General features: G+C 53.8%; 9 protein-coding genes and 2 pseudogenes. All 11 read right to left on the bottom strand.

Features of this window, described 5'->3' with window-relative positions; genetic code table 11:
• Position 1: 1 nt before the first annotated feature.
• Positions 2-901, bottom strand: coding sequence for a lipid kinase YegS (yegS, locus tag WC5_RS02510; RefSeq protein WP_000753103.1), 900 nt, complete (start codon positions 899-901; stop codon positions 2-4).
• A 257-nt stretch (positions 902-1,158) separates the two neighbouring features.
• Entirely contained in the window at positions 1,159-2,520 is a 1,362-nt protein-coding gene (trhP, locus tag WC5_RS02515) for a prephenate-dependent tRNA uridine(34) hydroxylase TrhP (RefSeq protein ID WP_000476031.1), read from the bottom strand.
• 102 nt (positions 2,521-2,622) lie between these two features.
• Positions 2,623-2,919 (bottom strand): annotated as a pseudogene (locus tag WC5_RS25480) (type II toxin-antitoxin system RelE/ParE family toxin).
• Position 2,920: 1 nt separating this feature from the next.
• Positions 2,921-3,218: pseudogene (locus WC5_RS02520) on the bottom strand (type II toxin-antitoxin system ParD family antitoxin).
• 211 nt (positions 3,219-3,429) lie between these two features.
• Entirely contained in the window at positions 3,430-3,762 is a 333-nt protein-coding gene (locus tag WC5_RS02525) for a YegP family protein (RefSeq protein WP_000929406.1), read from the bottom strand.
• 227 nt (positions 3,763-3,989) lie between these two features.
• Positions 3,990-4,712, bottom strand: coding sequence for an envelope stress response regulator BaeR (gene baeR, locus WC5_RS02530; RefSeq protein WP_000137866.1), 723 nt, complete (start codon positions 4,710-4,712; stop codon positions 3,990-3,992).
• Complete coding sequence (gene baeS, locus WC5_RS02535; RefSeq protein ID WP_000675166.1) at positions 4,709-6,112, bottom strand: envelope stress sensor histidine kinase BaeS; 1,404 nt, start codon at positions 6,110-6,112, stop codon at positions 4,709-4,711. The genes baeR and baeS overlap by 4 nt, the downstream gene beginning before the upstream one ends.
• Positions 6,109-7,524, bottom strand: a complete 1,416-nt coding sequence (locus WC5_RS02540) for an MFS transporter (RefSeq protein WP_016158534.1) — start codon at positions 7,522-7,524, stop codon at positions 6,109-6,111. Before WC5_RS02540 ends, baeS begins: the two co-directional genes overlap by 4 nt.
• Complete coding sequence (mdtC, locus tag WC5_RS02545) at positions 7,525-10,602, bottom strand: multidrug efflux RND transporter permease subunit MdtC (RefSeq protein ID WP_016231809.1); 3,078 nt, start codon at positions 10,600-10,602, stop codon at positions 7,525-7,527.
• On the bottom strand, positions 10,603-13,725 hold the full coding sequence (gene mdtB, locus WC5_RS02550) for a multidrug efflux RND transporter permease subunit MdtB (RefSeq protein ID WP_001197827.1): 3,123 nt from the start codon (positions 13,723-13,725) through the stop codon (positions 10,603-10,605).
• A complete protein-coding gene (mdtA, locus tag WC5_RS02555; protein ID WP_000655414.1) occupies positions 13,725-14,972 on the bottom strand; it encodes a multidrug efflux RND transporter subunit MdtA in 1,248 nt (415 codons plus the stop codon). The genes mdtB and mdtA overlap by 1 nt, the downstream gene beginning before the upstream one ends.
• Between the last annotated feature and the right edge of the window lie 20 nt (positions 14,973-14,992).

Below are 14,992 nucleotides of genomic sequence, written 5' to 3'. Positions count from 1 at the left end.
TTTAACGCAATAACGGGCAATCTGGTGGTAGCCGGCAACGCAATGCTGCCGGAAGTATTTCGATATGAAAACGTTGCCCGCTTAACGGTTCGCCATCAAGATTAAAGGTGATTTCATGAGGCGCTTGTATTTCGAACCATGCCGAAGCGCCTTCAATAATATTCGGATTTTCTTCGTCAGGTTTTAAGGTTGAAAAGAGAGCTGGAAGAATTTCATCGCCGGTGAAAATACGCAGTTGTAACAAACCATCATTGATCAGCGCATTTGGGCACAGTTGCTGACCACCACCGGCCTGACGCCCGTTGCCAATACCAATAACCAGCGCATCGCCTTGCCAGTGAAAATTTTCACCACGGATTTCACAGCGATCCGGTTGCAGCGTATCCATGCGCATTAAGCCGTGAATGATGTAAGAGACGCCACCCAGCGCGGCTTTTAATTTCTCTGGCGTTTCGGTGGTGATGCGTGTTCCAAATCCGCCCGTTGCCATGTTGATAAAACAGGTTTGTTTGTTGACCTGTGCCATATCAATTGCAATAGCGTTACCAGCAATTGCCAGTTTAAGTGCCTTATCCAGCGCCTCAGGAATACCCACACTGGTGGCAAAATCGTTCGCTGTACCTAGCGGCAATATTCCCAAAGCAGGAATTTCATTGCCCTCACACTGAATCAACGCCGTGGAGACTTCATTAATAGTGCCATCGCCACCGCCGGCAATCACCGTTGCCACGCCAAGCTGGCGGGCTTCCTCAACAAAACGCGCAGCATCACCTTTCTCCCAGGTAACCCGCACATGGATAGTCATTTCTTCCTCACGCAGCAGCATAATTGCTTCGCGTAATGTTTCATTGTCAGTACTTTTGCCGTTAAGAATCAGTAAGCTGGCGGGGAAATCTGCCATGGTCGTATGCCTTTATGATTGGTCTGTAGATAGTGTAGAGCAGAAAAGAAAAGGCGGTGTCAGAACAGGATGAAAGTCGTGGTACAAAAAAATAAGCCCGTGTAAGGGAGATTACACAGGCTAAGGAGGTGGTTCCTGGTACAGCTAGCATTTTATGGGTTATGTTTTTCAGCGAAACGGATGATAACCTTAATAAATGCAGCTGTATGTGATCGGTTTCTAAGAATTTTCCATCCGGGAAAAATAATCGAAATTAATCACTTACCGTGCGGGTTACGCGTGGTTTCACCGGAGAAATTACGCATCAGCAGTGCGTAATTGAGCTCGAGATCCTGCGGAACCGGGAGCCACACGGTATAACCATCGCCAGGCGCAACCGGCATCGCTTCACCTTTGGCATTTTCCATATGCTCAAGGGTAAAGTTGATGTTGCCCTGTGGCGTCATCAGTTCAAGGCTGTCGCCAACGGAGAATTTATTTTTCACTGCCACCGCAGCGAGCTCACCTTTGCGCTCACCGGTAAACTCCCCAACAAACTGCTGGCGGTCAGAAACGGAATAACCGTATTCGTAGTTCTGATAATCGTCGTGAGTATGGCGACGCAGGAAGCCTTCGGTGTAACCACGATGCGCCAGACCTTCCAGGGTTTCCAGCAGGCTGGTATCGAACGGTTTGCCTGCAGCGGCGTCATCGATAGCTTTACGATAAACCTGCGCGGTGCGTGCGCAATAATAGAAAGATTTGGTACGGCCTTCGATTTTCAGCGAATGCACACCCATTTTAGTCAGGCGTTCAACATGGGCGATGGCACGCAGATCTTTCGAGTTCATGATGTAAGTGCCGTGTTCATCTTCAAACGCGGTCATATATTCGCCCGGACGCTGGGCTTCCTCAATCATAAACACTTTGTCAGTTGGCGCGCCGATACCCAGCGTCGGTTCGACGTTTTGCACCGGAATTGGCTCGTATTTGTGTACGATGTTGCCGACGTCATCTTCTTTACCTTCCTGGACGTTGTACTCCCAGCGGCAGGCGTTGGTGCAGGTGCCCTGGTTCGGGTCGCGTTTGTTGATATAGCCAGAGAGCAGGCAGCGACCGGAGTAGGCCATGCATAATGCGCCGTGAACGAAAATTTCGAGTTCCATATCCGGCACCTGATTGCGGATCTCTTCAATCTCTTCCAGCGACAGTTCGCGGGAGAGGATCACGCGAGTCAGGCCCATTTGCTGCCAGAATTTTACCGTCGCCCAGTTTACGGCGTTGGCCTGCACCGAAAGGTGGATCGGCATTTCAGGGAAGTGCTCACGCACCAGCATAATCAGCCCCGGATCGGACATAATCAGCGCATCCGGCCCCATTTCCACTACCGGTTTCAGGTCACGGATAAAGGTTTTCAGCTTAGCGTTATGCGGCGCAATGTTGACCACGACATAAAACTTTTTCCCCAGCGCATGGGCTTCATTGATGCCGAGCTGAAGATTTTCGTGGTTGAATTCGTTGTTGCGCACACGCAGGGAGTAACGCGGCTGACCCGCATAAACAGCATCTGCGCCATAAGCGAAAGCGTAACGCATATTTTTCAGCGTTCCCGCCGGGGAAAGGAGTTCCGGTTTAAACATAATTCTCTCGTTCTGATGACAGGTCAGATCCGCTCCACCTGATGAAGCGGTTAGGGGAGTGCCCCCACTTTAAGGGCGGGCATTGTAGCGCAATCGGCGGGTTTAGCTCCAGTGCAAATGTCTGGTAGCGTCCTGGTTTTGGTTAAGGATGCGAATGACGATAATTTCCCCTGGTGATTGCAGGAAATAAATGAGGTGGCGTTCAAAAGGAAGAACAAAAATGCCTTAGCCTAATTCAGGTCTGGGAGTACCAATATTATTGTTACTCAGAATCTGGAGAACGTCTGAAAGATGTTCAACATATTTGTCGGCTTGTGGTTCGCCGAAATGGTGATAACTGTAATACCAGATGCCTTCTAAATCCTCGTTGGCTTTTGGCATGAGCTTAATAATACGCACATTATTTCCTTATCCCTGCTTTCACCTTCCGTAAAAACGCATCCTTTTCCCACGGCTGAGCTTCACCACTATTCAACCCTTCTGCAAGCATGTCACGTAACGCTTGCAGGCGAGACTCTGCTTGTTTTTCTCGAAGTAAGCGCAGTGACTCACGGATCACTTCGCTTTGGGTGCGATAGTCGCCGGATTCAATCAAGGACTCGATAAATTCGCGCAACTCATCGCCGAGATCAACCGTCATCGTTCTGGCCATGTTTATGCTCTCTTGTAAGTAAAAATCTTACGTCAGTGTATGTCATAAACCGGATAGCGTCACGAAAAGTATTAGAAGATATTTTGCTATATGAACATGTTCAGGAGGATAAGGATGGGGAGTTTTAAACAAAGAGAGCAGAATGAGTGCTTGCTTGTGCCTACTATTTTAATGGCGCAGATTAATCTTAATCATCAATAAATAAGTGTTTATTGGAAATAAAGCCGGACGCAACTGAGTTACGCCCGGCTTAACTATTAAGTATTGTCTTTCACCTTCTGACTTGCGCCATTGGTTTTTACAGAAGCAATTCCGACTTCGCGTGATTGAGCGGTGGCATACATCTGGCTGGAACCGATTATCTGATGATTGCCAGCTTTCAGATTGAAATAAAATTTGCCGTTGCTCGCTGTTTTTTTCTCATAGCGTTCGTCCTGCGGGCTGTTGCTTTGCACCGAGGCAATGCCCTTTTCCGCAGCGGCTTTTGAGGTATACAGTTCGCTGGTGAGAATGATCTCACCATTGCCCGCTTTTAGCACAAACCGGAACTGATTTTCACTGCTCTTATTGAGTTCAAACCAACCAGCCATAATGACTCCTTGATTGAAATTGCGTATCGAAAACAGTATGTAACGATTTAAGTATGGGTGATATTCAGTTGACTGCCAATCAGGGGAATACCCTCTAAAGGGTGGGGGAGATTACTGATAAATATGCAGGAATCTGAATGCGGATACGGTTTTATCCCTCTCCTTTCAGAGAGGGGCATGACGGGTTAATAAACAGGAAATTCAGCTCTCACCAGGGCAAAGATATATTAAACGATACGACAGGCGTCAGCTTCCCAGCGGTAACCAACACCGTAAACGGCACGGATAAAGGACTGCTCTTCGTCCAGCGCCTCCAGTTTACGGCGCAGGTTTTTAATGTGGCTGTCGATGGTGCGGTCGGTTACCACGCGGTAATCGTCATAAAGATGATTGAGTAATTGCTCGCGAGAGAATACTTTTCCCGGTTCATGGGAGAGCGTTTTCAAAAGGCGAAATTCTGCAGGTGTCAGATCAAGCATTTTGCCACGCCATGAAGCCTGAAAACGACCTTCGTCGATAATCAACGGGCTTTCGGCATCCTGTTGCTGCAACTCGCGCTGCGGTTTGCAGCGGCGCAAAATGGTCTTAACACGCGCCACCACTTCCCGTGGGCTGTACGGTTTGCAGATATAGTCATCGGCGCCAATCTCCAGCCCCAGCAAACGGTCGATTTCTTCGATTTTTGCCGTAACCATCACGATGGGGACATCGGAAAAACGACGAATTTCCCGGCAAAGTGTCAGACCATCAGTGCCTGGTAGCATCAGATCCAACAGGATCAGATCCGGTGGTGTCTGGCGCATATACGGCAGTACCTGATCACCGTGGCTGATAAGGGTCGGCGCATAGCTCGCAGCACGCAGATAATCAATGAGCAACTGCCCCAGCTTCGGTTCATCTTCCACGATCAAAATACGCGGTGTGTTTTCGTCGATTGGTAACTCGGTCATACTTCTCTCTGTAAATCCCGTTCCAGCGGTAACTCTACTGTAATGCTTACCCCGCCAAAAGGCGAATGAGTGGCAACAATGCGACCATTGTGCGCTTCAACAATGTTAAGGCAAATCGCCAGTCCCAGGCCGGAACCGCCGCTGGCACGGTTGCGGGAACCTTCGGTGCGGTAAAAACGCTCAAACAATTTTTGCAGTTGTTCGTCGCTGACGCCCGGCGCACTGTCGGCAAAAGTCAGACGTACCGTTTTGTCGCGCTGCTCGGCGGAGATTTGCAGGCTGCCGCCGCTGTCTGTGTAACGTAGACTGTTTTCCAGTAAGTTATTGAATAACTGCATTAAACGGTCGCGATCGCCAAATACGGTGATGCTATCCGGCAGGGAAAATTGCAGCTTCAGGCCACGGCTGGCGAATCGTTCGCGAAATGCGCCGCCCGCCACTTCCAGCAGTGGGATCAGATCTACCGGTGCTTTTTGATAGGCGAGGGCACCTTCATCAGACATCGATAACTGATGGAGATCGTCAACCAGTTTGGTCAGTGTACCGACCTCCGCCTGTAAAGACGCCACTGTCTCGGGCGTAAATTTACGCACGCCATCCTGAATGGCTTCCAGTTCCCCACGCAGTACTGCTAAAGGCGTGCGCAGTTCGTGAGAGATATCAGCCATAAAATCGCGGCGCATCTGTTGGTTTTTCTCCAGCGTGCTGGCGAGCTGGTTAAAGTCCTGAGCCAGTTTTCCTAATTCATCTTCGCTGGTGGGCGTCACGCGAGTGGTAAAATCGCCCGCCGCAAGTTTGTGCGTGCCATCCACCAGTCGTTTCACTGGAGCCAGCAAACCGCGCGCCAGTGGGAATGTCGCCAGCGCCGCCAGTAAGGTAGATAAAGCGACAATCAGCCAACTGGTTTGCCGCTGTTGTTTATCGAAATTGATATCGGTATTGCGGGTTAACCGTTCAACGGGTGAGGCGATCACCGCGCCAACTTCAACACCATTGACCAGAATCGGCCGCCGTGTACCGTCCAGTGGAATGGGAGAGCGTGGGCCAACCAGCACTTTGTTGTTTTGATCAACCACCCAGAACTGAGTACGCCAGCCGTGTGGCGGCATACCGGGACCCGGTTTGTCTTCATTATTATCATGTTCAAATGAGCGCAGTATCTGAAATACAAAACGATCGTTATTACGCAGAAAGCGCCAGTTACCGTGCTGGGCGTACTGCTCGCCAAGTGCATCTCCGAGCATTTGCAGCCGCTGTTCATTACCATGCTTAATGTAATCGATAAAGCCGCGCTCAAAACTGATACGTACCGCCCAGTGCATCGTGATCAATAACACAATGCAGGTGGCGAAGATCGCCAGAAACAGTTTGCCGGTAATGCCGGGTCGCCAGAACTTCATTGCGCGCTCCTTTTTCTCCGCGAAATAGCCACGTTTTGATGCGTATCGTTCGGAACCCTGGCAAAGATGAACGCCGGAAGGGCGATGAGAAACGCCATGCTAAGCCAGGTGTACATAAAGACGGTTTGTGTGGTGCCGCTGTCAACGCTGACATGTTGGGAGCCAAAAAGCCCCAGCAGCAGCCCGGCGATGGTCACACCGATGCTCATCGACAATTGCATAATCATCGACAGCAGGCTGTTGCCGCTGCTGGCCAGATTGTCTGGTAGATCTTTCAGTGTCAGGGTGTTCATGGAGGAGAAACGCGTTGAGTTGACCATACCTTGTAAAAACAGGACGAACGGTAAAACGTAGTACCAGCCAAGCAGCGCGGTGGTCATAAACAGCAGCGTGACCAACGACAGACCCAGCGTGGTTGCCACCAGTACCCGGCGATAACCAAAGCGGTTAACCACCTGCACCACAATCCGCTTCATTCCCATGCTGCCGAGCACCATCGGGATCATCATCAGTCCGGCATGGAACGGCGAGAAACCGAGACCGATTTGCAGGAAAACCGGCGTCATAAAGGGCAACATACCGCTGCCAATACGTCCGGCAAAACTTCCCGCCAGACCCAGCGAAAAGGTGCGGGTGCGGAACAGGTTCAGGCTGAAAAGGGCGCGGTTGTTATTTCTGGCGTGCAGCAGATAAAGCACCAGTGCCACTACGCCAACCGCCACCAGGCCGGCAATCGTCAGCGGCGAAAGTCCTGTGCCTTTACTGCCATCCAGCGCCAGCGTTAACACTGCCATGCCAACCGCCAGCAACAGAAAGCCGGAGAGATCGAAGCGCCGCGTCTGCATGGTATAGTTTGGCATTAACATTAGCGTGGCGATCGCACCGATAATCCCTACCGGAATGTTGATCAAAAAGATCCAGTGCCACGAGGCGTACTCCACCAGCAGACCGCCGAGCGCCGGACCGAGCAGTGGGCCGACCTGACCGGGCAGCGTGACAAAGGTCATCGCCGCCATATATTGCTCGCGCGGAACAATTTTCATCACCGTTAGCCTGCCAACCGGCACCATCATCGCGCCGCCTACGCCCTGTAGCGCACGTGCCAGCAACAGTTCATTCAGCGTGCCGGAAAGCGCGCAAAACAGCGAACCGAGGGTAAACAGCACAATGGCGGTAAAGAAAATATTGCGTACGCCGACTTTATCCGCCAGCCAGCCGCTGGCAGGCAGCATCACCGCCACGGTCAGTACATAAGAGACAATGACCATGTGCATATGCAGCGGGCTTTCCCCCAGGCTTTGCGCCATTGAGGGAAGGGCGGTGTTGACGATGGTGGTGTCCAGCGACTGCATAAAGAAGCCGAAAGCCACAATCCACAGTTGCCAGCGGGTGCTGTCAGGAAGATCTGTCATTTACTCGGTTACCGTTTCTTTAGATTTTCGCGAAAAACGCAGCCGCAGACGGTCGAAAAAGAGATACACCACCGGCGTGGTATACAGCGTCAGGAGCTGACTCATTACCAGACCGCCGACAATGGTGATCCCCAATGGTTGACGCAGTTCCGAGCCGTCGCCGCCCGACAACACTAGCGGCAGCGCACCAAACAGTGCAGCGAGGGTAGTCATCATAATCGGGCGAAAACGCAGCAGACAGGCCTGGAAAATGGCTTCCTGTGGCGCCAGATTTCCATTTCTTTGAGCTTCGAGCGCAAAATCGACCATCATGATGGCGTTTTTCTTCACAATGCCGATTAATAACATGATCCCTATCAGGGCTATTAGGCTGAACGGGGCATTGAACAGCTCCAGCGCCAGCAGCGCCCCAACGCCCGCCGAGGGCAGGGTGGAGAGAATGGTCAGCGGGTGCACGTAGCTCTCGTACAACATTCCCAGCACGATATAGACCGTGGCGATCGCCGCGATAATCAGGATCACCTGCGAGTTCATCGTCTCCTGGAACACCTGCGCCGTTCCGGCAAAACTGCCGCGCACCGTCGAAGGCACGCCAAGCTGGGTCATTGCGCGATCGATTGCCGCACTGGCGTCCGAGAGCGATTTCCCGGTCGGCAGGTTGAACGAGATGGTCGAGGCCGCCGATAATCCCTGATGATTCACCGACAACGGGGCATTCGCCGGTTGCCATTTGGCAAAATACGAGAGCGGGATCGCTTTTCCTTCGTTATTAATGACGAACATTTTTTCCAGCGCGCTGATGTCCTGGGTATAGCGCGGATCCACTTCCATCACCACTTTATACTGGTTCATCGGCTGGTAAATTGTCGAGATTTGCCTCTGACCAAAGGCGTTATTCAGCAGACTGTTAGCGGCCTGCACGTCGATTCCCAGCCGCGCCATGGTGTCGCGATCGTAAACCAGGTTCATCTCCGCGCCGTTATCCTGTTGATCGGAGTTCACGTCCGCCAGTTCCGGCAATGTCGCCAGTTTTTTGCGGATTTTCGGCTCCCATTCGCGCAGTGCCGCCAGGTCGTCGGATAACAACGTGTACTGGTAGCTGGCGTTCGACTGACGTCCGCCAACGCGAATATCCTGTACCGCCATCAGGAACAGATTCGCCCCCGGCTCTTTTGCCAGCTTCACGCGCAGACGGTCGATAATTTGCTGCGCTGTTTCGCTGCGTTCGTCGCGTGGTTTCAGCGTGATAAACATCATTCCGCTGTTAACCCGCGAACCACCGGTAAATCCGGTGACATTATCCACTGCCGGATCGTCACGGATAATTTTCATGAAATCCTGCAACTTACCGCGCATCGCCTGAAACGAAATACTCTGATCCGCCTGTATCCCGCCCATCAGCACACCGGTGTCCTGCTCCGGGAAGAAGGTTTTCGGGATCGAGATATACAACCAGATATTCAGCGCAATGGTGCCAAGCAGCACCACGCCTACCAGACGGGTGTGATTGAGTACCCATTTCAGCGACTTACCATAGCCTTGTTGCAGCGCAACCAGCATCCGGCCAAAACCGCGTAGCCGTGTTTGTTCACGCGGCTTGCTGGCTTTCAGCATCCAGCCGCACATCATCGGCGTTAACGTCAGGGATACCAGCAACGAAATACCAATGGCGACAGAAAGTGTCACGGCAAATTCGCGTAACAGGCGCCCCGGCAATCCGCCCATCAACAGCAGCGGCAGGAACACCGCCACCAGTGACAGACTCATCGACAGTACCGTAAAGCCGACTTCGCGAGTACCTTGCAGCGCGGCCTGTAGCGGTTTCATCCCCGCCTCCAGATGACGGGCAATGTTTTCCAGAACCACGATGGCGTCATCCACGACAAAGCCTGTGGCGATGGTGAGCGCCATTAGCGACAGATTATTGAGACTGAATCCGCACAGATACATCGCTGCAAACGTACCAATCAGCGAAACGGGCACCGCAACGGCAGGAATAATGGTGGCGCGACCTGAGCGCAGAAATAAAAAGACCACCAGAATAACCAGCGCCACCGAGATAATCAGCGTTTGCTCGACTTCCTCCAGCGAGGCGCGAATGGTGGGGGAGCGATCCTGGGCAATTTGCAGATCAATCGCCGCCGGAATGGTCTCCTGCAACTCCGGTAATTTTGCCCGGATGCTGTCTACCGTCTGGATAATATTGGCTTCCGGCAGTTTGCGGATCATCAGCAAAATAGCCGGTTTGGCGTTGGTCATCCCGGCGTTGCGCACATCCTGCACCGAGTCGGTCACCGTCGCCACATCGCCCAGACGAACCGCGCCGCCGTTGTTGTAATGAATAATCAGCGGCTGATATTCAGCGGCTGTTTTCAGTTCATCGTTAGTCTGGATCTGCCAGCGGTGGGTATCATCTTCCAGCGCCCCTTGCGGTTTACGCACGTTGGCATTGCTGATGGCGGTGCGCACATCGTCCAGCGACACGCCCTGATTAAACAGCGCCTGCGGATTCAGCCCGACGCGTACCGCAGGCAGCGAGCTGCCGCCGACATCGACATCACCGACGCCATCGATTTGCGCAATCGTCGGCGCCAGCTGCGTCGAGGCGAAATCGTACAATTCACCCTGGGAATAAGTATCGGATGTCAGCGTCAGGATCATAATTGGCGCATCTGACGGGTTCGCTTTGCGATAGGTCGGACGGCTGGGCATCCCGCTGGGCAACAGGCTTTGTGCGGCGTTGATTGCCGCCTGCACATCGCGCGCCGCGCCGTTGATATCCCGGTCAAAATCAAACTGCAAAATAATGCGCGTGCTGCCGAGCGAGCTGCTGGAGGTCATCTCACTGACCCCGGCAATGCGCCCAAGTGAGCGTTCCAGCGGCGTGGCAACGGAAGACGCCATTGTCTCTGGCGACGCCCCAGGCAGCGAGGCGCTGACCATAATCACCGGAAAATCGACCTGCGGCAGCGGGGCGACCGGCAGCATACGGAAGCCCAGTATGCCGCACAGGGTAATGGCAACCGACAGTAAAATCGTCGCCACCGGGCGGTAAATGAAGAGAGCGAAAAACTTCACTTACGCCTCCTCTTCATGACGGGCAAAGCGGCTTTTTGCCCACAATGCCAGACGGTCGAACAGCAGATAAATCACCGGCGTGGTAAACAGCGTCAGCACCTGGCTGACAACCAGACCGCCGACCATGCCAATGCCTAACGGACGGCGCAGTTCCGCGCCGACTCCGGTACTCAACATCAGCGGCAACGCGCCAAGCAGAGCTGCCAGGGTTGTCATCAGGATCGGACGAAAACGCAGCAGACAAGCCTGGTAAATGGCATCGCGCGGCGACATGCCTTGCTCGCGCTCGGCAGCCAGCGCGAAGTCGATCATCATGATGGCGTTTTTCTTCACAATACCGATCAGCAAAATAATGCCGATAATCGCAATCACATCCAGTTCACTACCGGCAATCAGTAACGCCAGCAATGCACCGACACCTGCGGTGGGTAGCGTCGAGAGAATGGTGATCGGGTGAATAAAACTTTCATACAGAATGCCGAGCACGATATACATCGCCACCACCGCCGCGACAATCAGCCAGACAGTGCTGCCCAGCGCCGACTGGAAGGCGAGGGTGCTACCCTGGAACTGCGTGGTGATATCCACCGGCAGATTCAGCGTCTTCTCGGTGTCCATAATCGCCTGCACCGCATCGCCCAGCGAATAGTTATCCGGCACGTTAAAGGAGATGGTGGTGACCGGGAACTGATCCAGATGGTTGATGGAGAGCGGCGCAAAACGCTGCTCAATTTTGGCTATCGAGCTAAGTGGCACCACGCCGCCATCGCTGCTGGTCAGGCGAATGGTATCCAGCGCCGCCAGCCCAGGGGTATTTTCAGTGTTGTGCTCCAGCACCACGCGATACTGGTTGGCCTGAGTATAAATAGTGGAAATCAACCGCTGACCAAACGCGTTGTACAGGGCGTTATCGACATCCGCCATGCTGATACCCAGACGGCTGGCGCTGTCGCGATCAACATTGACATACGCCACCAGCCCTTTGTCCTGCCAGTCGCTGGAGACATCAGAAAGCTGTGGAAGCTGCTGGAGCTTTTCCATCAACTGCGGCACCCAGGTGCTGAGCGCATCCAGCGAAGTTGCCTGCAAGGTGAACTGGTACTGCGTGCGGCTGACCTGGGTATCGATGGTCAGATCCTGCGTCGGTTGCAGGAAGAGATCGACGCCCGGCACTTTATCCACCGCCGTTTGCAGACGGGCGATGACTTTTTGCACCCGGTCATCACGTTCATCCAACGGTTTGAGGTTGATCTGCAAACGCGCACTATTCAGCGACGGGTTAGTGCCATCAACGCCAACAAATGAGGTCAAACTTTGCACCGCCGGATCCTGCAAAATCACGTCCGCAACCTGGCGTTGCCGCTGGGCCATATTGGCAAAGGAGCTGGATTGCGGTGCCTGCAAAGTGCCCTGAATAATGCCGTTGTCCTGCACCGGGAAGAAGCCTTTCGGAATGAACACCCACAGCAGTACGCTAAGCAGCAGGGTGCTGAGCGCCACGCTTAAGGTCAGCCACGGATGATTCAGCACTTTCGCAAGCCCGCGACCATAGGCGGCGATTATCCCGTCGAACATTTTCTCCGAGGCGCGGGAGAAGCGGTTTTGTTTACGCAGCGACTCCTGGCTGAGCATCCGCGCGCACATCATCGGCGTCAGGGTCAGCGACACCACGGCTGAGATCAAAATCGCTACCGCCAGGGTAATGGCAAACTCGCGGAACAGTCGCCCGACGATATCGCCCATAAACAGTAGCGGGATCAGCACTGCAATCAGCGAGAAGGTCAGTGAGATAATGGTAAAACCGATTTCACCTGCGCCTTTGAGCGCCGCCGCCAACGGTTTTTCGCCTTTTTCGATATAGCGCGAAATGTTCTCGATCACCACGATGGCGTCATCGACCACGAATCCGGTGGCGATAGTTAACGCCATCAGCGTCAGGTTATTGATCGAAAAATCGAGAAATACCATGACTGCGAAGGTGCCGATTAATGACAGCGGCACCGCAACGCCAGGAATAATGGTTGCCGGAATATTGCGCAAAAACAGGTAGATAATCATGACTACCAGCGCGATAGCCATCATTAGTTCAAACTGGGTATCGTTGACCGATGCGCGGATGTTGGTGGTGCGGTCAGAAAGCACCGTCACTTTTACCGATTTCGGCAAACTCTCGGTAAGCTGCGGCAGCATCTGCCGGATGCTGTCGGCGGTGGAGATAATGTTAGCACCGGGCTGGCGCTGAACATTCATCACAATTGCCTGTTCTTTGTTCGCCCACGCGCCGAGCCAGCTGTTTTCCGCACCTTGCTCTACGGTTGCGACATCGCCCAGACGAATCGGCGCGCCGTTCTGGTAGGCGATGATTAGCTGGCGATACTCTTCGGCGGATTGCATCTGGTCGTTAGCGGAAAGCGTGACCGCACGGGAAGGGCCGTCGAGGCTACCTTTGGCTGAGTTAACGTTAGCGCCGGTAATGGCGGTGCGCACGGTTTCGCTAGTCAGGCCGAGGGCGGCAATCGCCTGGGCGTTAAGTTTGACGCGAACAGCCGGACGCTGGCCGCCGGAAAGCGTCACCAGTCCAACACCGGAAATCTGCGAGATTTTCTGCGCGACGCGGGTTTCCACCATATCTTCCACCTGCGTCATCGGCATGGCGGTTGAGGTGACGGCAAGCGTCATGATCGGCGGATCTGCCGGGTTCACTTTGCTGTAAACCGGCGGATTAGGCAGATCGCCCGGTAGCAGGTTAGTGGCGGCGTTAATCGCGGCCTGCACTTCCTGCTCGGCGACATCCAGCGGCAATGTTAGCTGGAACTGCAAGGTGATAACTGACGCACCGCCGGAACTCTGCGACGACATCTGTTTCAGGCCAGACATCTGCCCAAACTGGCGTTCGAGCGGCGCGGTAACGGCAGAGGTCATGACATCCGGGCTGGCGCCAGGGTAGAGCGTGACCACCTGAATAGTCGGGTAGTCCACTTCCGGCAGCGCCGAAACGGGCAGGGCACGATAGCCGATAATCCCGGCGAGTAAGATCGCCACCATCAGCAGCGTGGTGGCGACAGGACGCATAATAAACAGGCGCGACGGGCCGCCTGTGCTGCTCGGAGGTAACACCTGCATCAGGAACGCGCTCCTTTTTTCGCGTATTCGCGGCTGGTGGCTTTCTCTTCCGGTGCGGTGGCGCTCTGAGCTTCTACCACTTCCACTTTCGCTCCTTCGGTCAGGCGATCAATACCGTCTGTCACTACGCGATCGCCTGCGGAAATACCCGCGCGGATCACCACTTTCTGACTGTCCTGAATGCCCGGCGTCACCAGATGTTTGCTGACCTTGTTTTCGCTATTCAGCACCCAGACAAAGTGGCCTTCGTTACCCATTTGCAGGGCAGCGGTTGGGATCACCACGGCGTTTTGTTCGGTGTCGACTAACATGCGCGCGTTAACAAACTGGTTGGGAAACAGCGCATCATCCTGATTATTAAAGCGTGCTTTTACTTTAATGGTACCAGTAGTGGTATCGATTTGGTTATCGAGACTTAACAGCGTACCTTCACTTAACTTCTTCGAGTTGGTGCGATCCCAGGCTTCTACCACCAGCGGTTTTCCGGCTTTTTGCGCCTGCACGACGGTTGCGATATCGCTTTCCGGCAGGGAAAAGAGCAAATCGATAGGATGCGTCTGGGTGATCACCACAATGCCAGTGGTATCGCCGCTGGAGATCTGGTTACCGACATCAACCTGCTTGAGGCCAACGCGACCATCGACTGGCGCAGTAATCCGGCTCCAGTCGAGTTGCAGTTGCGCGCTGGCGACACTCGCTTCATCAGCCTTAATGGTGCCTTCGGTTTCACTGACCAGCGCCTGTTGGGCATCCAGTTCCTGACGAGATACGAGATTGGTTTTTGCCAGTTGTTGATAACGCGCCAAATCACGGCGCGCGTTGGCAAGCGTGGCTTTATCTTTTGCCAGTTGCCCCTGTGCCTGGGCCAGTGCGACTTTGAACTGGCTGGGGTCAATCTCTGCCAGCAAATCGCCCGCTTTTACCTGCTGGCCTTCCTGGAAATGCAGCGCCATCAACTGGCCGTCAACGCGACTGCGCACCGTAACAGTATTAGCGGCGGTAATAGTGCCAAGCCCGGTGAGATAACGCGGAACGGCCTGTTCAATGGCGGTTGCCGCCTGTACTGGTGCTAAAGGGCCGGAACGCATACCACGGCGACCACCCGCTGGCGGCTGCTGTGCTTGTTTCGTCGCACCTGGCGCTGCGCTCTGGGATTCATTGCGGCCTTGCCAGAACCAGAATGCGGCGATGGCGGCGATAACCACCACGATTACGATTACCCAACGGGATTTATAACTGTCTTTCATCGTTAAGAGTTTCTCTTCCT

It is taken from the genome of Escherichia sp. KTE114 (assembly GCF_000407765.1).
Classification (GTDB): domain Bacteria; phylum Pseudomonadota; class Gammaproteobacteria; order Enterobacterales; family Enterobacteriaceae; genus Escherichia; species Escherichia ruysiae.
This window is presented reverse-complemented; position numbering and strand designations above follow the sequence as displayed.